This window comes from Fischerella thermalis PCC 7521, from assembly GCF_000317225.1.
Taxonomy (GTDB): domain Bacteria; phylum Cyanobacteriota; class Cyanobacteriia; order Cyanobacteriales; family Nostocaceae; genus Fischerella; species Fischerella thermalis.
This window is the reverse complement of sequence record NZ_AJLL01000063.1, coordinates 13,683-38,986: the sequence shown is the minus strand read 5'-3', so window position 1 is coordinate 38,986 and position 25,304 is coordinate 13,683. Positions and strand designations below refer to the sequence as shown.

The 25,304-nt window shown below is 41.8% G+C and carries 22 protein-coding genes, 1 tRNA gene and 2 pseudogenes; 16 read left to right on the top strand and 9 right to left on the bottom strand.

Annotated elements, in window-relative coordinates; genetic code table 11:
* Nucleotides 1-36: 36 nt before the first annotated feature.
* A complete protein-coding gene (locus UYK_RS0113865; RefSeq protein ID WP_009457200.1) occupies nucleotides 37-258 on the top strand; it encodes a GNAT family N-acetyltransferase in 222 nt (73 codons plus the stop codon).
* A 57-nt stretch (nucleotides 259-315) separates the two neighbouring features.
* A complete protein-coding gene (locus tag UYK_RS0113860) occupies nucleotides 316-705 on the top strand; it encodes a GNAT family N-acetyltransferase (protein ID WP_009457201.1) in 390 nt (129 codons plus the stop codon).
* A gap of 319 nt (nucleotides 706-1,024) precedes the next feature.
* Here the strand turns inward: UYK_RS0113860 and UYK_RS0113855 are convergent, their stop codons facing one another.
* The 3 genes from UYK_RS0113855 to UYK_RS0113845 form a co-directional block, all read right to left on the bottom strand.
* On the bottom strand, nucleotides 1,025-1,852 hold the full coding sequence (locus UYK_RS0113855; protein ID WP_009457202.1) for an Rpn family recombination-promoting nuclease/putative transposase: 828 nt from the start codon (nucleotides 1,850-1,852) through the stop codon (nucleotides 1,025-1,027).
* Between the two features lie 432 nt (nucleotides 1,853-2,284).
* Nucleotides 2,285-3,772 (bottom strand): glycerol kinase GlpK, encoded by a 1,488-nt coding sequence (gene glpK / locus UYK_RS0113850; RefSeq protein ID WP_016871600.1) that lies wholly within the window; start codon nucleotides 3,770-3,772, stop codon nucleotides 2,285-2,287.
* Nucleotides 3,773-3,789: 17 nt separating this feature from the next.
* Nucleotides 3,790-4,698 (bottom strand): tetratricopeptide repeat protein, encoded by a 909-nt coding sequence (locus tag UYK_RS0113845; protein WP_009457204.1) that lies wholly within the window; start codon nucleotides 4,696-4,698, stop codon nucleotides 3,790-3,792.
* A gap of 279 nt (nucleotides 4,699-4,977) precedes the next feature.
* Between UYK_RS0113845 and UYK_RS0113840 the strand changes: the two genes are divergently transcribed.
* The gene (locus UYK_RS0113840) at nucleotides 4,978-7,023 is read left to right on the top strand and encodes an elongation factor G (protein WP_009457205.1); all 2,046 of its coding nucleotides are present in this window, start codon (nucleotides 4,978-4,980) and stop codon (nucleotides 7,021-7,023) included.
* 476 nt (nucleotides 7,024-7,499) lie between these two features.
* Here the strand turns inward: UYK_RS0113840 and UYK_RS0113835 are convergent, their stop codons facing one another.
* Both UYK_RS0113835 and UYK_RS0113830 read right to left on the bottom strand, forming a co-directional pair.
* Complete coding sequence (locus UYK_RS0113835; protein ID WP_009457207.1) at nucleotides 7,500-7,787, bottom strand: hypothetical protein; 288 nt, start codon at nucleotides 7,785-7,787, stop codon at nucleotides 7,500-7,502.
* A gap of 71 nt (nucleotides 7,788-7,858) precedes the next feature.
* Nucleotides 7,859-9,667, bottom strand: a complete 1,809-nt coding sequence (locus tag UYK_RS0113830) for a S8 family peptidase (RefSeq protein ID WP_016871599.1) — start codon at nucleotides 9,665-9,667, stop codon at nucleotides 7,859-7,861.
* 308 nt (nucleotides 9,668-9,975) lie between these two features.
* Between UYK_RS0113830 and UYK_RS27780 the strand changes: the two genes are divergently transcribed.
* The 5 genes from UYK_RS27780 (at nucleotide 9,976) to guaA (ending at nucleotide 14,323) form a co-directional block, all read left to right on the top strand.
* Nucleotides 9,976-10,107, top strand: a complete 132-nt coding sequence (locus tag UYK_RS27780) for a transposase (RefSeq protein ID WP_373278502.1) — start codon at nucleotides 9,976-9,978, stop codon at nucleotides 10,105-10,107.
* Between the two features lie 242 nt (nucleotides 10,108-10,349).
* A complete protein-coding gene (locus tag UYK_RS0113825; protein ID WP_009457209.1) occupies nucleotides 10,350-10,565 on the top strand; it encodes a hypothetical protein in 216 nt (71 codons plus the stop codon).
* A gap of 51 nt (nucleotides 10,566-10,616) precedes the next feature.
* Nucleotides 10,617-11,708 carry a redox-regulated ATPase YchF gene (gene ychF, locus UYK_RS0113820; protein ID WP_009457210.1) on the top strand — a complete coding sequence of 364 codons (1,092 nt, stop codon included), beginning with the start codon at nucleotides 10,617-10,619 and terminating at the stop codon, nucleotides 11,706-11,708.
* Nucleotides 11,709-12,024: 316 nt separating this feature from the next.
* The gene (locus tag UYK_RS0113815; RefSeq protein ID WP_009457211.1) at nucleotides 12,025-12,324 is read left to right on the top strand and encodes a DUF7734 family protein; all 300 of its coding nucleotides are present in this window, start codon (nucleotides 12,025-12,027) and stop codon (nucleotides 12,322-12,324) included.
* Nucleotides 12,325-12,700: 376 nt separating this feature from the next.
* Nucleotides 12,701-14,323: a glutamine-hydrolyzing GMP synthase gene (gene guaA, locus UYK_RS0113810; protein ID WP_009457212.1), complete on the top strand. Its 1,623-nt coding sequence runs from the start codon at nucleotides 12,701-12,703 to the stop codon at nucleotides 14,321-14,323.
* 98 nt (nucleotides 14,324-14,421) lie between these two features.
* On the opposite strand, the gene UYK_RS0113805 is transcribed toward guaA, so the two are convergent.
* The 3 genes and pseudogenes from UYK_RS0113805 to UYK_RS0113795 form a co-directional block, all read right to left on the bottom strand.
* Nucleotides 14,422-16,431: a hybrid sensor histidine kinase/response regulator gene (locus UYK_RS0113805; RefSeq protein ID WP_009457213.1), complete on the bottom strand. Its 2,010-nt coding sequence runs from the start codon at nucleotides 16,429-16,431 to the stop codon at nucleotides 14,422-14,424.
* A 2-nt stretch (nucleotides 16,432-16,433) separates the two neighbouring features.
* Nucleotides 16,434-16,697 (bottom strand): annotated as a pseudogene (locus tag UYK_RS0113800) (response regulator); the annotation flags it as partial.
* 257 nt (nucleotides 16,698-16,954) lie between these two features.
* Nucleotides 16,955-18,136 (bottom strand): RtcB family protein, encoded by a 1,182-nt coding sequence (locus tag UYK_RS0113795; RefSeq protein WP_009457215.1) that lies wholly within the window; start codon nucleotides 18,134-18,136, stop codon nucleotides 16,955-16,957.
* Nucleotides 18,137-18,390: 254 nt separating this feature from the next.
* Here UYK_RS0113795 and UYK_RS0113790 point away from each other — a divergent pair, with 254 nt between their 5' ends.
* The 6 genes from UYK_RS0113790 (at nucleotide 18,391) to UYK_RS0113760 (ending at nucleotide 22,882) form a co-directional block, all read left to right on the top strand.
* Complete coding sequence (locus UYK_RS0113790) at nucleotides 18,391-19,308, top strand: class I SAM-dependent methyltransferase (RefSeq protein ID WP_009457216.1); 918 nt, start codon at nucleotides 18,391-18,393, stop codon at nucleotides 19,306-19,308.
* A complete protein-coding gene (locus UYK_RS0113785) occupies nucleotides 19,305-20,033 on the top strand; it encodes an HAD family hydrolase (protein ID WP_009457217.1) in 729 nt (242 codons plus the stop codon). Before UYK_RS0113790 ends, UYK_RS0113785 begins: the two co-directional genes overlap by 4 nt.
* 95 nt (nucleotides 20,034-20,128) lie before the next feature.
* A tRNA-Ala gene (locus UYK_RS0113780) sits at nucleotides 20,129-20,201 on the top strand.
* A 251-nt stretch (nucleotides 20,202-20,452) separates the two neighbouring features.
* Nucleotides 20,453-21,031 (top strand): DUF3991 domain-containing protein, encoded by a 579-nt coding sequence (locus UYK_RS0113770; protein WP_016871597.1) that lies wholly within the window; start codon nucleotides 20,453-20,455, stop codon nucleotides 21,029-21,031.
* 301 nt (nucleotides 21,032-21,332) lie between these two features.
* On the top strand, nucleotides 21,333-21,833 hold the full coding sequence (locus UYK_RS25600) for a DUF1016 N-terminal domain-containing protein (RefSeq protein ID WP_016871596.1): 501 nt from the start codon (nucleotides 21,333-21,335) through the stop codon (nucleotides 21,831-21,833).
* Nucleotides 21,800-22,882, top strand: a complete 1,083-nt coding sequence (locus UYK_RS0113760; protein ID WP_085948459.1) for a DNA double-strand break repair nuclease NurA — start codon at nucleotides 21,800-21,802, stop codon at nucleotides 22,880-22,882. Before UYK_RS25600 ends, UYK_RS0113760 begins: the two co-directional genes overlap by 34 nt.
* Nucleotides 22,883-23,362: 480 nt before the next feature.
* Here the strand turns inward: UYK_RS0113760 and UYK_RS0113755 are convergent, their stop codons facing one another.
* Nucleotides 23,363-23,911: a PepSY domain-containing protein gene (locus tag UYK_RS0113755; protein WP_026086467.1), complete on the bottom strand. Its 549-nt coding sequence runs from the start codon at nucleotides 23,909-23,911 to the stop codon at nucleotides 23,363-23,365.
* Nucleotides 23,912-24,194: 283 nt separating this feature from the next.
* On the opposite strand from UYK_RS0113755, the gene UYK_RS27300 reads away from it, so the two are divergent.
* Both UYK_RS27300 and UYK_RS24255 read left to right on the top strand, forming a co-directional pair.
* Nucleotides 24,195-24,965 (top strand): DUF4363 family protein, encoded by a 771-nt coding sequence (locus UYK_RS27300; RefSeq protein WP_016871593.1) that lies wholly within the window; start codon nucleotides 24,195-24,197, stop codon nucleotides 24,963-24,965.
* Nucleotides 24,966-25,003: 38 nt separating this feature from the next.
* A pseudogene (locus UYK_RS24255) lies at nucleotides 25,004-25,285 on the top strand (peptidase).
* The last annotated feature ends 19 nt before the right edge of the window (nucleotides 25,286-25,304 follow it).

Here is a 25,304-nt window from a genome sequence, read left to right as displayed (position 1 = left end):
TAATTTGAGGTGTAGTTGATATGTATAATTACCCTGATGATTATCCTTACACAAACTGATCGCCTGATTATTCGTACTTGGGTTCCAGAACAAGACGCTGAGCAAGCATTTCAAATTTACGGTGATCATGAAGTCACACGCTTTTTGATCACCAAAGTTGATAGTGTTGAGAGTTCCAGAAATCTACTGCAACGGTGGGTGACAAACTTTGCCGGCGTTGCATATTTGCGGGATGATTTTATTTTCTCTTTTAATTGAAAAACTCAATTCTTGGCATTCTTGGCATCTTGGCGGTTCATTATTCATCCCCATTTTATGCAACGCCACTTTGCCCAACTCAATAATGGTACTGGCTTATGGGCGATCGCTCTTAAAGATAGTAGAGAAATTGTTGGAACTATTATTTTGATCCAACTGCGAGATGAGAAAGAAAACTTAACCCAAGATTACGAGATTGGCTGGCATTTGAAGAAATCGGCTTGGGGTAAAGGATATGCGACTGAAGCAGCAAAAGCAATTTTGGATTATGGATTTAACACTTTAAAACTACCTGTAATTTATGCGATCGCGCGTTCAGAGAATGTCAGATCACTGCGCGTTATTCAAAGATTAGGCATGATTCCCATTGGACGCACAAATCGTTACTATAAAATGGAACTGGAAATGTTCAAGTTAGAAGCGCCTAAAGAGCAGACACATGAATAGGCGCTTCTTCTTGTTTTCAGCTTCAATGATGAAGTTTTAAACTCGGCTATTTTCATTACAAGTGAAAAGTTTCTCGTTTTAACCTAGAAGTTTCTCATCTGAAGTGAGAAATTTCTCGTTTCAAGTAAGAAACTTTTCATTTCAAGTAAGAATTTTCTCGTTTCAAGTGAGAAATTTCATGTTCCAAACTCGAATGCTGAACCTCAAAGCTTGAAAAGTAAACTTCTGAGGTTGGATGATGGTGTAGCAGAGGCGATCACACCTACTTTATCTATGCTTATTTTCAATTTTCAAAATAGACCCCTTTCCCTTTTCGCCTTTAACCTATAGACTGTTGCTGTGCTATTTGCCTAACTGCTTCAATCTCAACTTCTAACTGTTGAGCTATTTCTTCTACACTCACTCCTGCTTTTAGCAACAGGGGAACAGCAGCTAACTTACCTTCTTTGACTCCTTCTTGTCGTCCTTCTTGTCGTCCTTCTTGTCGTCCTTCTTCCAATGCTTCTTGGTAAACTCTAGTTTGTTTTAGTTCGCTCAATTTCAGCATCTCTTCCACCTCTTGGCGGCTTAATTGTGGAAATTTGTAGACTATGATTGTTTCGATTAAATCTATTATCGCTCTTGCAGATAAACGATCTCCTCCCTCTTGCCTTGCTTGTGCAATGAGTTGTTTCGCATAGTTAGCAGCATTTTCTTCTGGTTCTACTACTAACTTAACAACACCAATACCCAAAGACCTGTTTGCTGAGGTTTCTAGTTCATCAAGATAAACACGCTGCACTTTTGAACTTTCTAGTAAAACCTGATGCAGCCTGTTTTTATCTGGTTCCAGGCTCCGTTTAGGGTAAATAACAACAGTGTACCAGTCGTAGGTAGATGGATTTTGGTCTAAATACAGAAATAGTTCTGCAAATACCCGGTGATAGAGAAATTGATCTTTTTGAAACTGGACTTCACAGAAATATACTGTTTTGTCTGGACTGTCTTCTGGTGGTAGAAATACGCCATCAATACGAAAAGCGGTTTGTTTAATTTCTACCGAGCGAAACTGATAATCTTGACTATTACTGGGGGAGCGTCCAATCAACTCAAAGAAAATACTGGGAAATTCTGCAAATAATTGGTAAAAAATACTGTCTGTTTTCACTTTTGCCGTTGCTGCAAAAATTACATTTTTGCATAGCCTGCTCTCAATCTACAATGCGATCGCACTACTCAAACTCAACACGTAATGCGATCGCATCTCCCTATTTACTTGCTTGTTTTCTTGAGAGCCAACAACATTTCCATATGAGTGGTAGATTTGTCAGGACTGGTAGTAGTCAGACCAACACCATTATTAGGATTTTTGTTCTAGACATGGTTATTGTTCATTTTTCTTAAATTGTCATCAATTTTGATACAAGCGTCATTGTGGGGTTTTCGTAAATTACATCATATTGACCAAATCTTCCTAGTACTCTGTCACACAAACTTTGCCGAGTAAACCAATTTCTAGTTTTATCCTCTCCTCTTCTTCCTCTGCGTCCTCTGCGCCTGGTGCGGTTTTTTATTTAACTCCAGACTACTAACAGCTTGTCTATTCTGCCCAATACTTAGCCCGTTCTACTGCCTTTTGCCAAGTAATAAAATTGACCATTGCATACTCACTTCTATCACTAGGCGAGAAGTAACGATCAATTTGCCTTTGCTGTACTAGTTCCGCATAACTCTTCCAAAATCCCCCTGCTAAACCAGCCGCAAAAGCAATACCTTGAACTGTGGTATCCCGGTTCACTGGACGTTCCACCGCAATACCTAACAAATCTGCCTGAAATTGCATGAGAAAATTGTTCTCACACGCACCACCATCTACTGTTAATTTTTGTAGTGGTGTGTTGCAAGTTACACTGATTGCTGCCACTACTTCTTTAACTTGGTAGGCGATCGCTTCCAACACAGCCCTAACTAAATGCTGCGGTTGGACGGCGGCGGTAATACCAAAAAAAGCTCCCCTGGCACTCATATCCCAGTGGGGTGCGCCCAGTCCGCTAAAGGCAGGTACAAAATATACACCACCGTTATCTGTAACTTGATTGGCGATCGCTTCTGTCTCCGCAGCAGTTTTGATTAATTGGATGCCATCCCGCAGCCATTGGATACATGCTCCACTGGTAAACATGCTACCTTCGAGGGCGTAGCCCACATCTAAGCTACCGTTGCGAATTTGCGTCCATGCGACTGTGGAAATCAGTTGATTTTGAGAACGGACGATGTCGCAGCCAGTGTGAGCAACTAAAAAGCTACCAGTACCGTAAGTACATTTCATTAAACCAGGGTGATCGCATCCATGACCAAATAAAGCTGCCTGTTGATCGCCCAAAACGGCAGTGATGGGAATTTCTGCACCTAGTAAACTGGAATCAGTAACACCAAATTTCCCTAAACTAGGTAGTATTTCCGGCAAAATATGAGCGGGAATTTGAAATAATTCCAGTAAAGTTTCATCCCATTCACAACTTGTCAAGTTCATCAGCATTGTGCGGCTAGCGTTGCTGTGATCAGTCGCGTGAACTTTGCCGCCTGTGAGTTTCCACAGAATCCAAGTATCAATTGTTCCAGCTAAAACATTTTTGAGATCAACATCTGTAACATGATCTAGCAACCACCTCAGCTTTGTAGCCGAAAAATAAGCATCAATCACTAAACCAGTGCGATCGTAAATCTCTTGGGCGTAACCTTGTACCTGTAATTGATTACACAAAGGAGCAGTGCGGCGATCTTGCCAAACTATCGCGCGATGCAGGGGTTTTCCAGTAGTTTTATCCCAAATTAGACAGGTTTCCCGCTGTACCGTTAACCCCATTGCCACAATTTCACTGGGAATAATTTTGGCATTAGCGATCGCAGTTTGCACTACCCTGTAAGTATCTTGCCAGATTTCCTCAGCATCGTGTTCTAACCATCCCGGCTGAGGATAATACTGTGTTAATTCCTGATATGCTTGTCCGACAATTTTACCAACAACATCAAACACAAAAGCGCGGTTACCAGTCGTACCTAAATCTAATGCCAGAATGTAGCTCATGTTGAGGTTCCCGATACCTAATTCATTCTTTGTGCTTGTTGCAACAGTTGCTCGGCTTTGTTTGCCCATTCGGGATTATTCTGAGCTTTGTACAAATCTCTGGCAAATTGTAATACTTGTACTGCATCTGCATATTGCTGCAATTGGATAAAAGCTAATCCCGCACCGTAATAAGCATTGGGATAATTAGAGTTAGCTTCAGCAGATTTTCTAAAGGCTTCTAGGGCATCTTTTGCTTTGCCTTGACCATATAAAACTGAACCAAGACTATAATAAGCTTCTGGATATTTGGGATTTATTTGTATTGCTTTGCGGAAGGCATCTTTGGCTTTATCGAGTTTGTTTTGTTGCAGATAACATATGCCTAGATGATAAGCTGGTTCTGGTGCATTTTTGCTGTATTCCATTGCTTTTTTAAAGGATGCGATCGCTTTATCCCAATTTTGCTGCTGTTCTCTTACTAATCCTAAATTGTAATGAGCCACACCCAATTTGGGATCAAGTTCTATTGCTCTTTGTAAATAATCATTTGCCTGCTGTAAATTATTGCCTTCTAATAACGCACCGCCCAAATTCGCATAAGCTAAAGCAAACTTGGGATCAACTTGGGTGGCTCGATAAAATGCATCCGCAGCAGATTGTAATTGTCCAGCTTGCCGCAGTGCTAAACCCAAATTGTAATGTGCTGGCGCGAGGCTGGGATCTAATTGGGCAGCTTGGCGAAAATAGGCGATCGCATCTTGTATTCTCCCTGTCTGCACAGCTTGTAATCCTTGATTTAAATAGTCTGTGGCGTTGCTAGGAGTATTCTGTGCCAACAAAGATGGAGGAAGAGGGAGACTAGGGGAAGGTAAGAGAATGATTCCACTTATAAATATGAAACTTGCCCATGTCTGGCGGCGATATTGATAGAGTTTAACTGGCATATACTTTAACTATCTCGTAACTGCATTTAGTTACGTTTTATTAACAAACATTTGGTTGATTTTGCAATCTTTTTACTAAACTTTAATTTTATATAGATAAATTCGTAGATTTTAATTTTTAGTGACCGAAATCTTACAACAAAATACGATTGTTTGCCGGTTGGTTAAAGGCGAGTTAATGTCAATTTAAAGGCGGGATAATTTCCTAAATAACGGTTTTGAACTCTTCATAACTCAACTATAAGGCGGTTATGGACATAAGACCGCAAAGGAGTTTTTATGAACGAAAAAGTGAAATCGGGTTCGCGAAATGTAGCAATTGTCGGCCCTTATTTGAGTGGGAAAACAACCTTGCTAGAAAGCTTGTTATTTGTAACAGGTGCTATTTCTCGCAAAGGCAGCGTTAAGGATGGTAACACAGTCGGCGATAGCTCTCAAGAAGCACGCGATCGCCAAATGAGTGTAGAAGTCAGCACAGCCAGTACTGAATACAATGACATTCGCTTCACCTTTATTGACTGCCCCGGCAGTGTAGAATTTGCTCAAGAAACTTACAACGCCTTAATTGGAGTTGATGCGGCAATTGTAGTTTGCGAACCCATCAATGATCGCGTCCTCACCCTTGCTCCTCTATTTAAATTCCTGGATGATTGGGAAATTCCCCATCTAGTCTTTGTCAACAAAATGGATCGGGCGAATATCCACGTTTTGGAAACACTGCACGCCCTCAAAGCTGTTTCTAGTCGTCCCCTCGTCGCGCACCAATACCCAATTATGGGAGGGGAACAGCTAATTGGTTTTATTGACTTGGTTACTGAACAAGCGTACCATTACCATTCCGGCGCACCTGCTGATCCAGTCCCATTTCCCGAAGAACTAAAAGAAGAAGAACACATTGCACGAGCAGAAATGCTCGAAGCTTTAGCAAATTTTGACGACCACTTACTAGAAGAACTTTTAGAAGACATTGAACCGCCCCAAGAAGAAATTCTCAAAGATTTAAAAATGGAATTAGGGGCGGATTTAGTAGTACCAGTATTCTTTGGTGTTGCTGAACAAGATTACGGAGTTAGACCCCTACTAGAAGCCTTAGTAAGAGAAGCACCTGAACCAGAAACCACAGCTGAACGCCGCTTAAGTAACCAAAAAGACGGCACCACGATCGCCCAGGTGTTAAAGACCTATTACACTCCTCAAGGTGGAAAACTTTCCTTGGTGCGGGTTTGGCAAGGTAAATTAACTGATGGTATAGTCCTCAACGGTGTCCGGGCTGGTGGTATTTATCGTCTTATGGGACAACAGCTACAACAAGTTAATCAAGCTGGGGCTGGAGAAATTGTCGCTTTAAGCCGGATGGAGGGTATCAAGACAGGAGATACACTTTCTAACAATACTGCTAAGGAATTGCCCAAAACTGGACAACTAGAACCAGTTTATGCCCTGGCGATTATTCCCGAAAAACGCAACGATGAAGTGAAGCTAAGTGGTGCGATCGCCAAGTTGTTAGAAGAAGACCCTTCTCTTGCTTGGGAACAACACGGTGACACCCATGAAGTTATCCTCTGGGGTCAAGGCGAAATTCATTTGCAAGTGGCACTAGATCGCCTGCGCCGCAAGTATAATTTGCCGATGACAACCCACTTGCCACAAATACCTTACAAAGAAACTATCCGCAAACCAGCTTCATCAGTTCACGGGCGCTACAAGCACCAAAGTGGTGGTCACGGTCAGTTTGGTGATGTTTATCTCGACATCCAACCCTTAGGACGAGGTGAAGGTTTTAGCTTCAAGGAAACCATTGTTGGTGGTGTGGTTCCCAAGCAGTATATTCCTGGTGTGGAAATGGGTGTGCGGGAATTTTTAGCACATGGGCCATTGGGTTTCCCGGTTGTAGATGTGGCGGTAACCTTAACCAACGGTTCTTATCACACTGTCGATAGTTCCGAACAAGCATTTAAGCAAGCTGCCCGTGTAGCAATGCAAACCGGAATGACTCAGTGTCAACCCACCCTCCTAGAACCAATTCTGCGAGTACAAGTCACAACCCCCAGCGAGTTCACCTCGAAAGTTATGCAGTTGGTGACTGGTAGACGGGGGCAGATTTTAGGTTACGAAGCCATTCACGATTGGCAAGGTTGGGATAGCATTACAGCTTATTTGCCCCAAGCTGAAATGCACAATTTTATCGTAGAGTTGCGATCGCAAACTCTCGGCGTTGGTTCTTTCCACTGGGAATTCGACCATCTGCAAGAAGTACCTGATAAGCTAGCTGAAAGAATTCTGACTACTAACAGTGGTAATGGAGGTAATGGGAACAGTAAATAGTTTGGGTTTTTTAGACTGATTGATTTTGGGACACCTATTATGGGTGTCCTTGATTTTGTTTTTCATTCCAGCGATCGCATCCTTGCAAATCAAATCTATACTATGTATCGGGACTCAAAGGTAGCCCCCCAAACCATTTTGCAAAAGTTAGTTTTTTTAAAACGAACACCGATGCACACGGATGAACACAGATAACTTCTTTTTTTTGACTAATACGAAAAGCGCTATATCAGGAAAACTCTGCGTTTAGCCATCAGCAGTGATCGCGAATCACATTAAGATTCTAAAATTTTTGTTAAATTAATTGTCCCAAGCCCCAAAGTTAAAAGGATGAGCTTATGACCCACCCTTTTGTAAAGAAGAAATATAAAAATTTATGTTGCAGCAGATAAGGAACCATGAATTTACAATAAACGTCATAACAACGAGTGCTTTCAGTTTTAATGCTCTTCTACACAAAGCTAGCCGAACTGAAACTAGGTTGTTGCATGTAAACGTCTGGGCGTACCTAAAGAAATAACACGTGGGTCTGCTTCTAATCTATGTAAATCTGTTTCTGTGACTGTTGCCGTAAACAGCTTAGGTGATATTTGAGCGCGGAGGTTGACAAAATTTGGTATATAACCATCCTCAGCCACCTTTACCGTGACTGCAATTGGCTCGTCGGGACTTTCATTTTGTCGCGCCCAGTCCACTATGTTCGGTTCTATTTTTTTTAGTTTGTCGCCTGAACATTTAATCAAGCGTAGGTGCTTATTACTCATTTGCTTACAACCAAATTATCCATTATAACATTACAGGAAAATTTAGTTCAGATATGCCTGGAATCATAATATCATAACCGATTAAACTTGTCTTGTACAGCTAACACAACTGCATTGAGGTCGATCGCTCCATAACCGTAGCGCTCCGGCTGGCTGTGTGTGGGAAAATTCTTTTGGGTACTAGCCGCTAAAAGCTCACGAATCTCCTCAATGGTGAGTGACTGGTTATGGGCAAGGGCTTCAGCAAATATTAAGGCGATCGCCCCAGTCACAACAGGAGCAGCCATACTAGTACCAGACATACGTACAACTTGAGTTCCTGTCCGTGAGGCAGCAGCCCAGATGTGATGACCAGGAGCAATCAAATCAGGTTTTTGCCGTCCATCGCGTGTGGGGCCGGAACTAGAAAAGAATGATAGGGGCTTATTGGTTTTAGTATTATCGTAGGAACCAACCACGATGCTTTTATATCCACAGGCGATGGTGTTGAGGGTATGGGTATTATCGTGGGGAGGAACAAAACAAGTTTGGCTGTGATCTTCACGCTCAATCCAAGCATGAAATTTCCCATTGATGACATGAATACCGTGGAGGCGTAGCGTCCAAATCCCACCTGGTAAATCAGGTTCCATAAACACGCAAATAACGTTATCTCCGTTATTGGGGTCAGAGTGGCGGTTAGTGAAAAATATGATGGTGTTGTCTTCAGTGTCTACCACTTCTCCGTTTTCTCCCAAATCTACCCGACCTAGACTACTACCATCGGGAGCAATAATTTCTAATTGGAAGCGATCGCCCCCGTCGTACCATATTTCTATTTCTTTTTGTCTGGGATTTCTGTGGGGGATTTGCCACTGGAGATCAAAATGCTGATTGGGCAACACAATTCCAGATGCATGGATACCTGTATCGTAGCTATTACCAGCAGCAATTACTATAGCTCGGTTTGGTTTTTCGGAAACTAAAGCGTCAATACCCTGTTCAACTAAAGTTGTACCGTCATGAGGCCCACCATACAACCCCAAACTAATGTTAATTACACAAGGGCGATCGCCAGCAATATCAAAGATATATCTCATTGCTTCCAACAGCGCCACCGTATCGCCAAAACAACTTTCTACGGCTTGTTCACCATTTTCAATCAGGGGAGTATATTCATTTTGAGATAGTTGAACAAACACGATATCTGCGCCAGGGGCGACACCCGACAAACCACTCCCTTGTCCGTTACCAACGGCAATATCCATGACATGAGTCCCGTGGGACCTTTCTTCTAGTTCGTATCCCAAAGCAGCATAAGGATCACTTGCGCTAAGGGCTTGATTGATTTCATCCCGCTTGTACTCTTGACCATATCCATAGGGACTTTTAGGATTAGAATGACCATCCTGGTTCCAAAAAGCTAACAATCTTGTAGAACCATCAGGATTACGAAAATTTTTGTGAGCAAAGTCGCAACCGACATCAATAATACCAACTACAACACCACTTCCCTGTTCTTCTAGAGAATTTTGAGAACAAAGGTCTTGTATAGCAACAGTCGCTGGAGAATTAATATTTATAGCTGGTTTTAGTGCTTGTGCTGGTTTCAAGCTGACCACGCAGTCGGACTGCTTTATATGCTCAATTCGGGAAACCGGAATTCTACCTGTGACAATTCGCTCACCATTGGGCGTACTACCCAAGTCAGCACCCGGATAGACTTCGTTCATAGATAGCCATTCCTTCAGGTTGTTTACCTTAGCAATAACTGCAACTTCTTCTTTTTCAGTGGATGTAGTAGCAGCTATAGTTATTCCTCGGCTTTTGCGTTCAAGTAGTCTTTGTAGCCGAGGGTCGATGTCAGCAAATATATCTGTTGATTCAAATTGCAATTGCATGGAAGAAGATTTTTAGCTGAAAACAATATTTTGGGTCTGTAATTACATTTACAGGCTCTGTCCAATGTTTTTCAGAAAAAATCAAATCAAATTAAATATTATCGGCTTGCATTAAAGAGGATAATATCTTCTTCTTGGCAGAGTTTATGGCTGGTATTTTAGAGGGTGTTTGAAAAGTCGGGTAGTTTGTAAAAAAGCTCTCTGAGTATAGGCTGTAAATAGTTTAGTAAACAGCACCGAGAGAGCAGCATGAGTAAAGCTTATCCCAGCAACCTGACACAAACACAATACGAGAATTAATAAAAGACTTGATTCCACCGCCCAAACTAGGGGGACGTAATCGTGAAGTCGATATGTGGCAAGTCTTAAACGCTATTTTCTATATCTTGGTTGAAGGGGTAAGATGGCGATCGCTACGCTCGACTAGTGGAAATAACTAGAAAAATGGCAAGCGCTACCGACACCAGCATACTTCCGGCGATGATTTGTGTTCTTAGTGTGTCCGCAGTTATACAGTATGAATTAAAATAGACAGTATTTGAAGATTTAATTCACTTCGTCAATTAGCTCTATAATTCCCAAATTTTACGCACTTTCAACAGGCGTATAGATATTTAGGAAGATGTCAGTAGGGTTGATTTTTATTTAGGTTGGAAAAGTTGAATCTTGCGAAAAGAATTAGATGATTTATCTTATTTCTGAACCTCAACCCAATGAAACACCAATTCCTAACCCAGAACCAAATCCTGTACCCCCAACTGAACCTACACCAGGGCCAACAGTTCCCCAACCCATACCAGATCCAGTTCCTGAAACCGTACCAGCACCCATACCACAAACCGTACCTGGTCCCATTCCTCAAACAGTTCCAGGAACAATACCGCAAACAATCCCCTAACCTGTTTAAAATTAATTTCGTCTAGTTTTAATTTCAAATCCAAAATCTAACATGCTGAGAGCCGGGATTGTCGGACTTCCCAACGTTGGAAAATCTACGTTATTTAACGCTTTAGTTGCTAATGCCAAGGCAGAAGCTGCTAACTTCCCATTTTGTACAATAGAACCGAATGTCGGCGTTGTGGCAGTGCCAGACGAACGGTTAAATGTTTTAGGTAAGATTTCCAAGTCGGTACAAATTATCCCGGCCCGTGTTGAGTTCGTGGATATTGCCGGTTTAGTCAAAGGTGCAAGTCAGGGTGAGGGACTCGGGAATCAATTTTTGTCTCATATCCGCGAAGTAGATGCCATTGTCCATGTAGTGCGTTGTTTTGAAAATGATGACATTATTCACGTTGCTGGTTCCGTAGACCCCGCGCGGGATATTGAGACAATTAATTTGGAACTAGGTTTAGCTGACTTAGCCCAAATCGAACGCCGCATTGAACGTACTAAAAAACAAGCCCGTACCAGCAAAGAAGCACAATTTGAACTAACAGTATTGGAAAAATTAGCTGCGGCATTAAATGAAGGCAAATCAGTACGGCAAGTTAGTTTAACAGAAGAAGAAGCAGCAGTTATTAAACTATTAGGTTTACTGACATCAAAACCAATAATTTATGCTGCCAACGTATCTGAAGATGAATTGGCAACAGGAAATGAGTTTGTCGAAAAAGTCAGACAAATTGCCGCAACAGAAAATGCTCAAGTTGTCGTCGTTTCCGCCCAAGTAGAAGCAGAATTAATCGAATTATCAGAGGAAGAAAGAGCAGATTTTCTTGCTTCTTTGGGTGTAGAAGAAGGTGGTTTGAAATCATTAATTCGTGCCACTTACACACTCTTAGGATTGCGTACTTATTTCACCTCTGGGGAAAAAGAAACCCGTGCTTGGACAATTAAAGCTGGAATGTTAGCACCCCAAGCAGCAGGTGTAATTCACAGCGATTTTGAACGTGGATTTATTCGTGCGGAAACTGTTGCTTACGATGATTTAGTAGCAGCTGGTTCTATGGCTGCTGCCAAAGAAAAAGGCTTAGTTCGCAGTGAAGGAAAAGATTACGTTGTCAAGGAAGGTGACGTGATGCTGTTCAGATTTAATGTGTAATTAAGTAGAACGGCGTAAAAAATCATTCAAAGTTCGTGGTGAAGACTTTTGTCCTCAAAAAAAGGTTAGAGTCGCTTACTACGAACTTATTTCAATAATTTTTTCTGGCTTTCAAGGATAGGTTTTTCATGCAAGAGGTCTATTAGCACGAAGCCATAAGCATTTTTCCTTGTCTGGCTTGTCCTGCCTGGTCGCCAAATCTATCACATTTATACTGAATACAGTATGGGGGGTGCTGAAAAGAAACCTCGCAGCTTTCCAAGAGAGTGGTCTATATATATTGTTTTTGTCGCAGCTTTCACTCACATTCGACATAATGGAAAATTATACAGGTAAAAGACTGGAACAATACACTATTAAACGTCCCCAAGAAGTCCTATTAGTAACAGTAGAAATTGCCGGAGAGGAAGACCAAATTGCTATATTTAAAGGCTTTTCAAGTTCTCTAATGCGTCCTACCGCCTTTGATCCCGATGTGCCTGTTTTGCCAGAAGAAGCAAATATTCTCAGAATTGACATAGTTGCGAGTCCTTATAACCCAGAAGCACCCCGCTATATTCAACAAGGACTGACCTGGAAAGATATGGAATCTCTGTTGTCCCAACTTCGGATATGAGTATTGGTTGGTTGATTGTTGGTAGTTAGTAGTTAGTAGTTAGTGTCTTAATACTTCTCACACCACCCCATCACCCCATCTCCCCATCTCCATACTCATAAAAAGCGAAACAGTTTGTTCACGAATCGCAAAATTATGTTAATTTATTATGAATAATCATAACAATCCCCAATAAATATATTTTTCACTAACCACTCTAGGGTAACTTTTTCTTCTTAATACCATTAACAAATACGTGGGCAAGACAAACGCGGTTTAGTAGCGTTTGTATGGGATTAGTTTAACCCTAAAAGCTTGGGAAAGCTGACGAATACATAGTGTTAGCAAAACCGTAGAGCGACAATTTTTCTATTTACATTACACACCTCTCCTGATCATGACTACAGCGGTGACCCTACCAACAGAACAAGCGTCTCAAATAGTAGAAGATTTGGGACAAATCAATCGCCAAATGATTGTTATTCTCGATTTTGGTTCTCAGTATTCTGAACTGATAGCCCGTCGAATTCGAGAAACTCAAGTTTATTCTGAAGTTCTTTCTTATCGCACCACTATTGAACAACTGCGAAAGCTGAATCCTAAGGGAATTATCCTCTCTGGTGGTCCTAGTTCAGTTTATGACCAAGGCGCTCCTAAATGCGACCCAGAGATTTGGCATTTAGGAATTCCCATCCTGGGTGTTTGCTACGGTATGCAATTGATGGTGCAGCAGTTGGGTGGGGAAGTAGCCAGAGCTGACCGAGCTGAGTATGGTAAAGCATCATTATATATAGATGATCCCACAGACTTACTGACCAACGTCGAAGATGGCACAACTATGTGGATGAGTCATGGTGACTCAGTTACATCAATGCCATCGGGATTTGAATTATTAGCACATACAGAAAATACTCCTTGTGCTGCGATCGCTGATCACAATCGCAAACTCTATGGTGTCCAGTTCCACCCAGAGGTAGTACATTCTATTGGTGGCTTGGCATTAATTCGTAATTTTGTTTACCATATTTGCGAGTGTGAACCGACTTGGACCACCGCCGCTTTTGTCGAAGAATCAATTCGCGAAATTCGCGCTAAAGTCGGCAATAAGCGAGTGCTGTTAGCCCTGTCTGGTGGTGTTGATTCCTCTACCCTCGCCTTTTTGTTGCATAAAGCGATCGGTGAGCAATTAACTTGTGTTTTTATTGACCAAGGATTCATGCGGAAGTATGAACCAGAGCGGTTGTTGAAGCTATTTCAAGAGCAGTTCCATATCCCTGTAGAGTACGTTAATGCTCGCGATCGCTTCTTAAAAGCCCTCAGTGGCGTTACTGATCCAGAAGAAAAACGTCGTATTATTGGACACGAATTTATTAAAGTCTTTGAAGAGGAATCAAGACGCCTTGGGCCCTTTGATTATTTGGCGCAAGGTACGCTATATCCAGACGTAATTGAATCTGCTGACACCAATGTTGATCCACAAACAGGCGAACGAGTCGCAGTGAAAATCAAGAGCCATCACAATGTGGGTGGTTTACCCAAAGATCTACGATTTAAACTAGTAGAACCACTGCGGAAACTATTCAAAGATGAAGTCCGTAAAGTCGGTCGTTCTATTGGGTTACCAGAAGAAATCGTCCAGCGTCACCCCTTCCCTGGTCCAGGTTTAGCGATTCGGATTTTGGGCGAAATCACTGCCGAACGCTTAAAGATTTTGCGGGATGCCGATTTGATTGTACGACAAGAGATTAATCAAAGAGGCTTGTACCATGACTACTGGCAAGCTTTTGCCGTGTTGTTGCCAATCAAGAGCGTGGGCGTAATGGGTGATCAACGTACCTACGCCTATCCCATTGTCTTACGCATCGTCACCAGTGAAGATGGTATGACAGCAGATTGGGCACGTGTGCCATACGAAGTACTAGAGGTGATTTCCAACCGGATTGTCAACGAAGTTAAAGGAGTTAACCGGGTAGTTTACGATATTACCTCCAAACCACCTGGAACTATTGAGTGGGAGTAAAGTTAGTGATTAGTGGTTAGTGGAAAATAGTTAGTGATAAAAAATTTAGCAACTAACTACCAACTACTAACTACTAACTACTAACTACCAACTACCAACTAACCCCTAAATGGCAACAAGATGGTGAAAGTCGCACCTTTACCTTCGCCTTCGCTTTTTGCTTCGATAGTTCCGCCATGCAATTCTACTAAATGGCGAGCGATCGCTAAACCCAATCCTAAACCACCTTCTTTGTAGGATTCTACCTGACGGTAACGTTCAAAAATATGAGGTAAAAAATTGGGATTGATACCGATACCTGTGTCAGTAACCGTGATTTGAACATAGAAGTTAGATGTAGAGAATCTATTGCTCATACTCTTATTATCCACATTTCCCCGTGTCTCCCCTATTCCCTGATCCCCATCTCTTATATTTGTATCGTTTGCTACTCGCTCTAACCGTACTTCCACTCGTCCCCCTTCCGGAGTGAACTTAATCGCATTAGAAAGCACATTTCCTAAAATTTGCTGCAAGCGATGCGGATCACCAACAATTGGTGGAACTGCATCGTCAAGCTTAGACTCTAGACAAATACTTTTGTCATCAGCGCTGGGGTAGACAGTTTCTAATGCTGTCTGGATAATAGTGACGAGATTGACTTGGCATAGCTGCAAATCTAGCTGACCCCGGAGTATGCGGGACATATTCAACAAGTCATCTATGAGTTTTGCTTGAGACAAAGCATTGCGTTCGATAGTTTGCAAAGCACGGATGATAGTTGCTTCATCCTGTTTACGACTTTGTAGCAGCTTCGCCCAACCCAGAATAGCATTGAGAGGAGAACGCAGATCATGAGATATCATAGCTACAAACTCATCTTTAGCACGATTTGCTGCTTCTGCTTCCGCACGAGCAGCTTGCTCAAGTTGATAAAGACGGGTACGTTCTGCTTCTAATTGTTTACGATCATTTATATCTGTACTTGTCCCAAACCACTTTACAATCCGTCCTTGCCCATCTTTTTTGGGCAAAGCTCTAGCTAAAAACCAATGATAGGTTTGGTCATGACAACGGTAGCGCAATTCTACTTCGTACAGTTTTCCTGTATTTAAAGACTGTGTAAATGCTTGCATAACTCGTTGCGTATCCTCGGGATGCACAACTTCCAACCAACCAGAGCCAATCCCTTGCTCAACAGCTTGTCCGGTAAATTCATACCATCGTTGATTAAGATATTCACATTCGCCATTCGCATCACAAATCCATACTATTTGTGGTATTGCTTCAGATAAAAACCGATAACGCTCTTCGCTTTCTCGCAATGCTTGTTCTATCTGCTTTTTTTTGGTGACATCCCGCCAAGATGCTACAAAGCCATCTCCCAACTTAGCCACACGGATATCAAAGGCTCTGGTGAATTGTTGTTTACCGAATATATCTGTGTATATCAGTGATTCTTTCACAAACGGTTTGCCTGTATTTACCACCTGACAATACTCTTCAAATAAGCCATATTTTCTCTGTCCAGGAAAAAGTTCGCACAAACTTTTACCTAGTTGTTCTTCCTTGATCATCAGGTTAGATTCACAAGCTGCCGCGTTCAAATAGTCTATTCTAAAGTCTAGGATTTCTCCTGCTTGATTCCGAATCGCTGAGTAAACACCAAAACAGTCCAGCATATTTTCAACGGAGGTACGGAAACGTTCTTCACTACGTTGCAACTGCTGGCGTAGCTGGACATTTTCAATCGCAGACTGGATAGTAAAGCGTAAACTCTCTGCTGTGATATCTCCTTTCACCAAGTAGTCTTGCACACCACTTTTCATTGCCTGCACAGCAACATTTTCATTGCCATGTCCTGTTAACATAATTACAGCTGGCATACTGCCGTTACTCTGCTGTTTTAATTCTGTGAGAAATTCCAGCCCATCCATATCTGGCAATAAAAAATCCAATAGTATACTGTCAGGTTGGAGTTGTTGACACAGTTTTAGAGCGCTTTCCCCTGTTTCCTCTTCCAGAATTACATAGTGGTGTTGTGAATCTTGCAAAAGATAACGGCGATAGACTGCACGGTCTTCCGAACAATCATCAATAATTAAAATGATCAACTGTTGTTGCACCATGACTACCTGCCGATATTATCGGGAAGAACCACAATATCCAAACAATAAGCAAGAAAGTTTTGTAGCGTTTGTTTTAATTTATTAATGTCAATTGGTTTGAGAATATAACTAGCTACATTATTGCGATAATATATTTCGATATCTCTGGGATTGGCAGAGGTAGTAAATACTATAACAGGAATATCTTTGAGGTTTTGATCCTGCTTAATTTGTTCTAATAATTCTCGCCCATCTGTTCCTGGTAAGTTCAGGTCAAGTAAAAGAAGTACTTGGTGATTAGCGATCGTCTGATAGCGTTCGTCTGTTTCCTTACTCAAGCTTGCAAACCCACATTTTGTTTATTCTGTCAATACTTAAATTCTACCTACTAGTCTGTGTCGTCTGTACCTGTGTGGTTAAATAAATTACTTTTAAACCCAGAGGAAGCAGAGATCTGATGAGTCACCTGGAAATTATAATTATAAATAAAAAAACCTGGTTTCTGGAATAAACCAGGTTTCTAAATAGACGCACACTAATCGATTTAACCTTTTACGCAAATAACTTGTTTGAGTGTAGCTACAACTTCCACTAAATCAGATTGATTTGCCATTACTTGATCTATAGGTTTATAAGCGCCGGGAATTTCATCCAAAACTCCTGTGTCTTTGCGACATTCTACCCCTTTTGTTTGTTCAATTAAATCATCAAGAGTATAGACATTTTTTGCCTTATTTCTTGATAGTAAACGACCAGCACCATGACTACAAGAACAAAAGCTACTAGCACAACCTTTACCTTTGACAATGAAGGATTTTGCCCCCATCGAACCAGGTATAATCCCATAATCTTCTGTTTGAGCACGCACCGCACCTTTACGAGTTACGTACACTTCCTCACCAAAATGTACTTCTTTTTCAGCGTAATTATGATGGCAATTTACTTGTAGTAAAGGTTTCGTCGCTTTCCCACCTGCTAAATGCTTTTCGATAATTTGTTTAAAACGTGCCATCATTACATCGCGGTTGAAACGTGCATATGCTTGCGCCCACTGTAAATCATGCCAATATGCCTGGAATTCTGGCGTACCAGCGATAAAATAGGCTAAATCCGGATCGGCTAATTTATTACCTGCCATCTTTGCCAATTCCTTAGCTGTGCTAATGTGGCACTGAGCAAGCATATTACCGATGTTGCGAGAACCAGAATGCAACATCAGCCAAACTCGGTTTTCTGTATCGAGACAAACTTCAATAAAATGATTACCTCCGCCTAGAGAACCCATTTGTCGCATCGCTTTTTCTTGCAAGTTTTGCACCCCTGGATGCAAGTCTTTAAAATCTCGCCATCTTTGCCAGTTAGTTACAGATTTTTCTACTTCTTTATTTTCGTTAAAACCTGTAGGAATTGCAGATTCTATATCTAAGCGAATTTTCTTGAGTTTACTTTCTAATTGCTCACTTTTAAATGGTGTTTTGATCGCAGCCATTCCACAACCAATATCTACACCCACAGCCGCAGGGATAATTGCTTCCTTAGTGGCAATGACAGAACCAACTAAAGCACCTTTTCCTAAGTGAACATCTGGCATTAATGCCACGTGTTTAAACACAAATGGCAGGGATGCTACATTTTTTGCCATCTTAATTTCTTCTGAGCCTAAAGGGTGATTTGCCCAAGATAAAACTGGAGATGGTGTAGAAATTTCTAACTGTTCGTAAGGCATATTTTAGATTTTAGCGATCGACTACTAATAAAAACACAATTAAAAATTTAAATTGCTTCCTTATTTTTGAGTAGATGAATAGCTACTTTTGAGAAGCTGTAATTCATGTATGACATATGTAATATATTTATAATACAAAAATAACAAATGTCAATCCTATCCCTAAAGGAGGAAAGTATCTTTTGCACAGATATATTAAAATCTGTAAAGAGAATGACTGGAGTTGAAACAGTCACCAATTCTGAAAAAATCCTATGGCAGTTCGTCAAGATACAATTTGGGAGCGTTTTTTGTCTCCTGTAGTACGTTATTTCATCGATGAAGAAGGGTTGCGGCGCTACGCCGAGAGCGTGGATTGGGAGAAACAAAGCGATCGCTTCCGACGTGCCGACGTTACAATTCCTGCCTACTACAGCACTCAAAACTTTCACGGCATTCAGGGCGGATATCTAAAGTCTGGTGCGGCGGTTACCTATGACGCTGTTACTCAGTATGTGCTACCACCAAATGAAGCTTGGGTACGCCAAGCTTTAATTGATGCTGTCAAAGTACAGCCACGGCGGATTTTGGATTTGGGGTGCGGTACTGGCTCGACAACATTAATGCTCAAGCAAACTTTCCCAGAAGCAGAAGTTATTGGTTTAGATTTGTCGCCCTATATGCTAGTAAGAGCTAGCCATAAAGCCGAAAGTGCAGCTTTGAATATTCACTGGCGACATGGTAATGCCGAAAAGACAGGTTTTGCTAGCGATTCTTTTGACTTAGTGACGGCTGCTTTGTTATTTCATGAAACACCGTCAAGAGTATCACAGGCAATTCTGCAAGAAAGCTTCCGATTGCTGAGGGTAGGTGGACAAGTACTGATTCTCGATGGTAATCAAAAGGCCCTGAGTCAGTTAGAATGGCTCAATAATGTGTTTGAGGAGCCATATATCCGTGAGTATGCAGCTGGCAATATGGATGCATGGATGGGTGCAGCAGGATTTGAAACAGTGCGAACCCAGGATGTATGGTGGATACATCAAGTGTCTAGCGGCATAAAACCGATACCAACAGCAGAAGAAATTGCTGAAGTGAATATGCAGCACTACACTGCTACACCAACCAACAAAACATTAGACAACAACGATTTGCAGGGCTTTCCCTCTCCAGCTTTCAATACAACGGCATGACTTTAAAGGCAGTTCTGTTTGATTTTAATGGCATCATCATTAATGATGAATCGATCCACGAACAACTGATTAAGCAAATTCTCATCGAAGAAAATCTTGCTCTTAAGCCAGGTGAGTACAAAGAAATTTGCCTCGGACGCAGCGATCGCACCTGTGTGCGGGATATACTCAAAAATCGCGGTCGGGTGGTGAGTGAAGACTATTTAACTCGGTTGTTGCAAAAGAAGGCACAACTGTACGTACAGGAATTAGAAAAACTGGAAAAACTGCCTTTATATCCTGGTTTAGAGGATTTGATATTTCAAGTGCGATCGCGCAACTTAAAGTTAGCTTTAGTGAGTGGCGCCATCCGTAAAGAAATAGAAGTTGTGCTGGAACGCGCTAAATTAGCTCAACACTTTTGTGTAATTGTGGCTGGAGATGATATTATTGCTACCAAACCAGAGCCAGAGGGTTATTTATTAGCTGTGGAACAGCTTAATCAAGCATATCCCGAACTAAATCTTCAACCAAATGAATGTTTGGTAATAGAAGATACTCCCGCTGGCATCAAAGCAGCAAAACAGGCTGGGATGCAAGTAGTGGGTGTAGCCAATACTTACCCTTTTCATATGCTTCAGCGTCAGGCAAACTGGACTGTAGATTATTTAACTGACTTGGAACTAGAACGGGTACAAGAAGTTTACTCACAGCGTCAGTGCCAACCTACAGCAGGTGAATGCTAACATAGGAAAGGAAGTTGTTGGTAGTTGATAGTTGGTTGTTGGGTATTTTTTCATTATTTCCAAACAACAATCAACAAACAACAAACAAGCAATCTGGGGAATTAGCTCAGCTGGTAGAGCGCTGCGATCGCACCGCAGAGGTCAGGGGTTCGAGTCTCCTATTCTCCATCTCATATCTTGCACCTGAAAATCTGAATGTCAAAACCACAACTAAGTGCAAGATGAGCAAGGCGTTCAATATCAAGTAAAAGAAGATACACAACTATATGTGGAAAAATAGATTCAAGAGCAGTTTGTGCAACTTCCAATCAGGTGGTGATGTTGGCTGAATATGCAGATGAGTCCAATGAGCAAATAGTTTTGCGCTGTTTATTGGTTTTTTACGAGTATCTACGTCTGGTGCAAGATCTGAGCATTTCTTGACTCAAAAGCGCGGTATCTCCAATTTCCTTGTACACCCATTACAGGAGCAGGGGTTGGGTTACATAGACCACCAGCGAAATGTTGTGTTTATCAAGCGGGATTTAAACGGTAAAAAATCAGGCGCACTGCTTTGGGATACCACACGCCAAGACAATCGCTGTTCACGGTACCCCGACAACACTCAATCAGATAAAGGTTGGTTTCACATTAACTTGGGTGGAGAACCAGACGATAAAGTTGAGAGAGTATTTTTATGTGACTCCCCCATTGATGCACTGTCAATAGCAGATATGGATAGGGATGCACACAAGGGGATGCCACCAGTGAGAACAATGTACATGGTGGTGGATGACCCGCATAACTTACCGCTAGAAGTCCTCAAAAATATCAGCAGAATTGGGCTGGCATTTGGTAAGGATAAGCAAGGTAAAGAAACAGCTAGTGCTGTACTAGAATTGCTGCCCCAAACTAAGAGACTTCCGCCTGATAATCAGACTTGGAATCAGGATTTGCTAGAACGGCTGTACTATGAGCAAGAAAAACGCAGACAGCAGCAAAGAGGTTTTAGTCGGTAATTCGTGTAGCCCCGACGAACTCGTCGCCGCTTCGCTCGATGAGGCGGTGGCTCTTACGGGCATGAAGATAGTAGTTGGGCTAACTAGACCAAAAAGCCCGCAAGAGCCCCTCCGCTATCGCCGCCTCATCGCAACGAGTTCTGAAATCCTTGAAACTAAGCCTTGTTGATATCATGTCGTAGCTCTTCAAGGACGTGCCTCCTGTTCACTGGTAAAAAATAAGCAGATGTCCTTACGCTGTGTCTCTCTCATCTCGCTCCTCAACGGGTAAGAGAGTGGCGACTTGTGCCTCATTAGTGCCATGATTACTGCTGGGTATATTTTCATTGTTACAGATACTTGTATGCAGCATTTACAACCCGCATCTCTTCCTGTACCCCACACCAATGTCACCAAAGAGTGGCTTAAAATTCTTACTCAAGCTTCATCATTCTCAGGCATCTCTGGGAAAAAATCTCCGTGGGGAATAATGGCAGACCTTGCATATAAGGTAGTGAGTCGATGGAAAAATCACCCTAATTACAACCTTTCTGGTCTTGCTGCTGCCTCTGGTATCTCCGTTGACCGCCTTCGACTCCTTGCCCGTACTGCTGCTTTTTTTCTTCCTAAAGACCGAGTAATGCAGCTCAGTATTGGACACCACATTGAGGTGATGCGCGGTGATCCTGACAGGGCATTGTACTGGCTACACCAAGCACGGGAGAAGGGGTGGAGCAGCAAAGATATTCGACTTGCAATTGATGGAGACGGAGACCCAAGAAAGTACTCTTGGTTACGTTGTGGCACGATGTCTCTGATTTAGATACCTTTGTGAATGGTCTTGAAACCCTAAGCTCCCCTGAAACTGCACAACTTATTGCACGCGCACGTTACCGGATGGAAGACGAAGGAATAATCCAACGAATTACTGATCAAGGGGAGAGCCTTGGCAGGATGGTAGCGGTTGACGGAGGTAACAATGTTCTGAGTATTGGCTCTGGTTCTCAGTGCTTTATTCTTGCGGTCGCCTACTCCCTTAAGCCTGGCGACCAGCCTATTTTTAGGATGCAGCGAATTCACTTCGAGAGCAGTGAACCGAGCGGAATGATGTACGGGGTACGCAATGCAATGGAGCTTGCCCTCGTTAATGAGACCCACGAAGCTCACTCATTTTGTATTGTCGATAACTCCTGGGTTTCCGTCCTACAAACCATTAACCGTACTATTGACCACTACAAAGACGCGTCTGAGCATGATCGGGATATCTTATTCCCGTACCTGGAAGCCATGCTTTCTGAGCGGGGGACATTCATCAGCGCGTTACAAAACCCGCGTAATATTGCGATGTCAAAGTCAGGGGTATCCCAGTACTATGCAAAGGAATACACTGATCGCAAATTACCTCTTCCAGATAAGTCTTTTCTCCTCGGCATTCTTCAGCCAGGGGAGTACACAAAACCAGATGCAATCAAGTTACAAGTGGAGGGATCACTGAATGTCCATCCAGACTCTATTTTTAAAACAAAAGATGAGGTGAAAGCGATCTACAATTCGACGCTTGCCGCCACAGGGGAGCATGGACTATGCCTCACTTACTTTCGTCCTCACCTTTGGTCTCCGGTAAAACGGATCGAATTTCACAAGAAACTACTCCAAGGAGATGGACACCTTTTTCAGTCCATGCTGCACACCGTTGCCCAAAGCATGAGCATTCCCACCATCATGGAACCCCTTGAACAGTTCCTCGTTGATGAAGTGGTGAAGCGTCATACTGGGAAACTCCCCGGTGTGTACCAAACCGCAGGGATTGCGAATCTCAAAGATTTTTCAGGGCAGTTTGCCATGCAACTTACCCGAAGAATGCGTACCTGATGAAACTAACCATCCTCATAGTTACCACACGCGGTACTCCATAAAAGTCATTTAGCGATCGCTTCTGTTAGGGCGTAGCCCATCGCAAAGCAATCATGCTCTTATGCAAGTAACTAACCACCAAAGCCCAAAATGTTGATGAAAGCTATAGTTATAGCTAGATTAATTGAAATATTCATGTGCAAATTTATCTGAAATATAGGTTTGTGATTATAAGCAGCAAAGGTCAAGAACTTGGAAATATTCAGATGAATGACTTAATTTTTTTATGACTTTATAGCTAAAGCGAACGCGGCATAATTTTTTTAATTTATGAGCGATCGCAAGAGAAAATATGATGCAACTGATACACCTGCTCAATCAAACATGACTGTAATCATTTGCGTACAAATAAAGGAGGTTGTTGAATCAGCTATTTTCAACAACCTCGTATTTAGCTATTTACAGCTACGCATCATTTATGACTAGTAATAAATAACCCTACTTACTACCTTCATTTGTTTCCCGTTCGTTATTATTCTCCGTAACTTGAATGCTACTCTTAGGACGAGAGGCTTCATTTTCATCGCTTTCCTGGTTAGCATTCTCAGTGTAGAGAACTTTACCATTACCAGCGTCAACTTTCACCTCTTTTTGACCAATTTCTACAGCATAAACTAAGTTTCCATCTTCATTTTCGAGTTTTACACTACTAGCTTTAGCACCGACAGAAGTTTCAGCAGCTTGTTTAGCTTGTTCTGCTGTAATTTTAGATAAAGCTTGTAGTTTTTTGTCCTCTTGCTGTTCTTCTTGGTCATCATTAGTTTCACCATCACCATCACTTGCTTGAGCTATTTTAGTGTGATGAACACCATTCTTCATGATTTCAGGAGCTTCTGTAGCGTCATTAGCTTCGCCATCTCCATCACTAGCCTGAGCTACTTGTACACTGTTTTGAGAAGGAGAAGCACTTACGGTTTTGACCACTGCACCAACACCTAAAATACTCATGAAAGCAGCTGCTAAAGCGATTTTTGTTGAAGTTTTCATGTGTGTTAATCCTGGAAGTTTTTGTTTTTTGAGCAATCCAAAATAATTATCATTACTTGTGTTGTTCACACCTATTTTTGATTTGCTACAACTTCACTTTAAAAATAAAAAGTCAAGAAGTCGGAAAGATTGGTTGAAATTATAAAAAATTAGTTTGCTAACTGCATCTAAGTTGTAGCCGAAGGATTTAAAAACTTTTTTACACTCCATCAAATCTTTCCAACTTCTTAACAAATGCAATCTATAGTAAAACTACAGACACGGATTGAGACATATAGGATTTATGAATAACTCAACAAAAATCATTATTATCGGCTCCTTGCTTAGTACCTTGGGTATCGCTGGTTTGGCAAAAGCTATCTCTACAAATCAACCCCAGTTACCTATTGCAATCATACCGCAGCATCACAGTAGCATTCAAGTGATTATTAGTAAGGATAAAGATGTGAAAATCGATGAAAACAGAGAACAGCCAGACGCAGCTAACGATGCTGATACTGAGGTAAATGATGATAAAGTACCAACTTCTCTGAGCCAAGTGGGTGAATATGGTGAAAGCATCTACGATATGGCTAAAGCTAATGATTGGACGAAAGCCACAGCTAATCTTACCTCTCTTGAAAATGCACCAAAAAGTCTACGCACCGAAATCAAAGGTGAGAATAAAACAGAATTAGTACAGTTGGATGCCAAAATAGTAGCACTCAAGGGTGCTGTCACAGCTAAAAATCGCATATCTGCAATGCGCGATGCTAACCAAGTAACGACTGGTGCTACACAAGGCGGTTTTGATGCTTTGATCAGTGTAGTTTCAAATACAAAAACTGCGGTGGAATCAGGCAATTTTGACAAAGCTCAACAGGAGTTTGACAAGTTTGAAAACGCTTGGGTCAAGGTTGAAGATGGTGTTAAAACTAAATCTTCCAAAACCTATAATGCAATCGAAGATGCTGCAACTCAGGTAAAGGGTGCGCTGAAAGCAAAAGATAAAGCAAAAGCTCTTGAGGGGTTACAGACACTTAACTCAAATATCGCCACTGTTTCCAAGGGGTGAGAAATCACTAAGATAATTTCCACTGGAGATTTTTGATCATGCGTTCATTTCGCAAGTACCACCGCACTCTGGCGATTATTCTGGCTTTACCACTTTTTGTAACATTGCTAACTGGTATCGCAGCTACGCTTGTAGGTGAGTGGTCAGCTAATATTGGAGTTCCGCGTAGTCTTTTGCTTTAGATTCATCGCGGTGAAATCTTTGGTTTACAAGGAATTTACCCAATTTTGAACGGACTGGGACTGTTGGGATTGTTGGTGACTGGATTAAGTATGACTAGTTTGTTTGGTAGGAAAAAGTCAAAACCCAAGCAGGATTAGAAAAGGTACAGATTCACTC

Coding starts and splice junctions, on each gene's coding strand:
- UYK_RS0113825 (WP_009457209.1), top strand. CDS start 10,350: ATGATTTATCTTATTTCTGAACCTCAACCCAATGAAACACCAATTCCT.
- UYK_RS0113865 (WP_009457200.1), top strand. CDS start 37: ATGATTATCCTTACACAAACTGATCGCCTGATTATTCGTACTTGGGTT.
- UYK_RS27300 (WP_016871593.1), top strand. CDS start 24,195: ATGAATAACTCAACAAAAATCATTATTATCGGCTCCTTGCTTAGTACC.
- UYK_RS25600 (WP_016871596.1), top strand. CDS start 21,333: ATGATTACTGCTGGGTATATTTTCATTGTTACAGATACTTGTATGCAG.
- UYK_RS0113785 (WP_009457217.1), top strand. CDS start 19,305: ATGACTTTAAAGGCAGTTCTGTTTGATTTTAATGGCATCATCATTAAT.
- UYK_RS0113860 (WP_009457201.1), top strand. CDS start 316: ATGCAACGCCACTTTGCCCAACTCAATAATGGTACTGGCTTATGGGCG.
- ychF (WP_009457210.1), top strand. CDS start 10,617: ATGCTGAGAGCCGGGATTGTCGGACTTCCCAACGTTGGAAAATCTACG.
- UYK_RS0113845 (WP_009457204.1), bottom strand. CDS start 4,698: ATGCCAGTTAAACTCTATCAATATCGCCGCCAGACATGGGCAAGTTTC.
- UYK_RS0113805 (WP_009457213.1), bottom strand. CDS start 16,431: ATGGTGCAACAACAGTTGATCATTTTAATTATTGATGATTGTTCGGAA.
- UYK_RS0113815 (WP_009457211.1), top strand. CDS start 12,025: ATGGAAAATTATACAGGTAAAAGACTGGAACAATACACTATTAAACGT.
- UYK_RS0113835 (WP_009457207.1), bottom strand. CDS start 7,787: ATGAGTAATAAGCACCTACGCTTGATTAAATGTTCAGGCGACAAACTA.
- UYK_RS0113840 (WP_009457205.1), top strand. CDS start 4,978: ATGAACGAAAAAGTGAAATCGGGTTCGCGAAATGTAGCAATTGTCGGC.
- UYK_RS0113795 (WP_009457215.1), bottom strand. CDS start 18,136: ATGCCTTACGAACAGTTAGAAATTTCTACACCATCTCCAGTTTTATCT.
- guaA (WP_009457212.1), top strand. CDS start 12,701: ATGACTACAGCGGTGACCCTACCAACAGAACAAGCGTCTCAAATAGTA.
- glpK (WP_016871600.1), bottom strand. CDS start 3,772: ATGAGCTACATTCTGGCATTAGATTTAGGTACGACTGGTAACCGCGCT.
- UYK_RS0113790 (WP_009457216.1), top strand. CDS start 18,391: ATGGCAGTTCGTCAAGATACAATTTGGGAGCGTTTTTTGTCTCCTGTA.
- UYK_RS0113755 (WP_026086467.1), bottom strand. CDS start 23,911: ATGAAAACTTCAACAAAAATCGCTTTAGCAGCTGCTTTCATGAGTATT.
- UYK_RS0113830 (WP_016871599.1), bottom strand. CDS start 9,667: ATGCAATTGCAATTTGAATCAACAGATATATTTGCTGACATCGACCCT.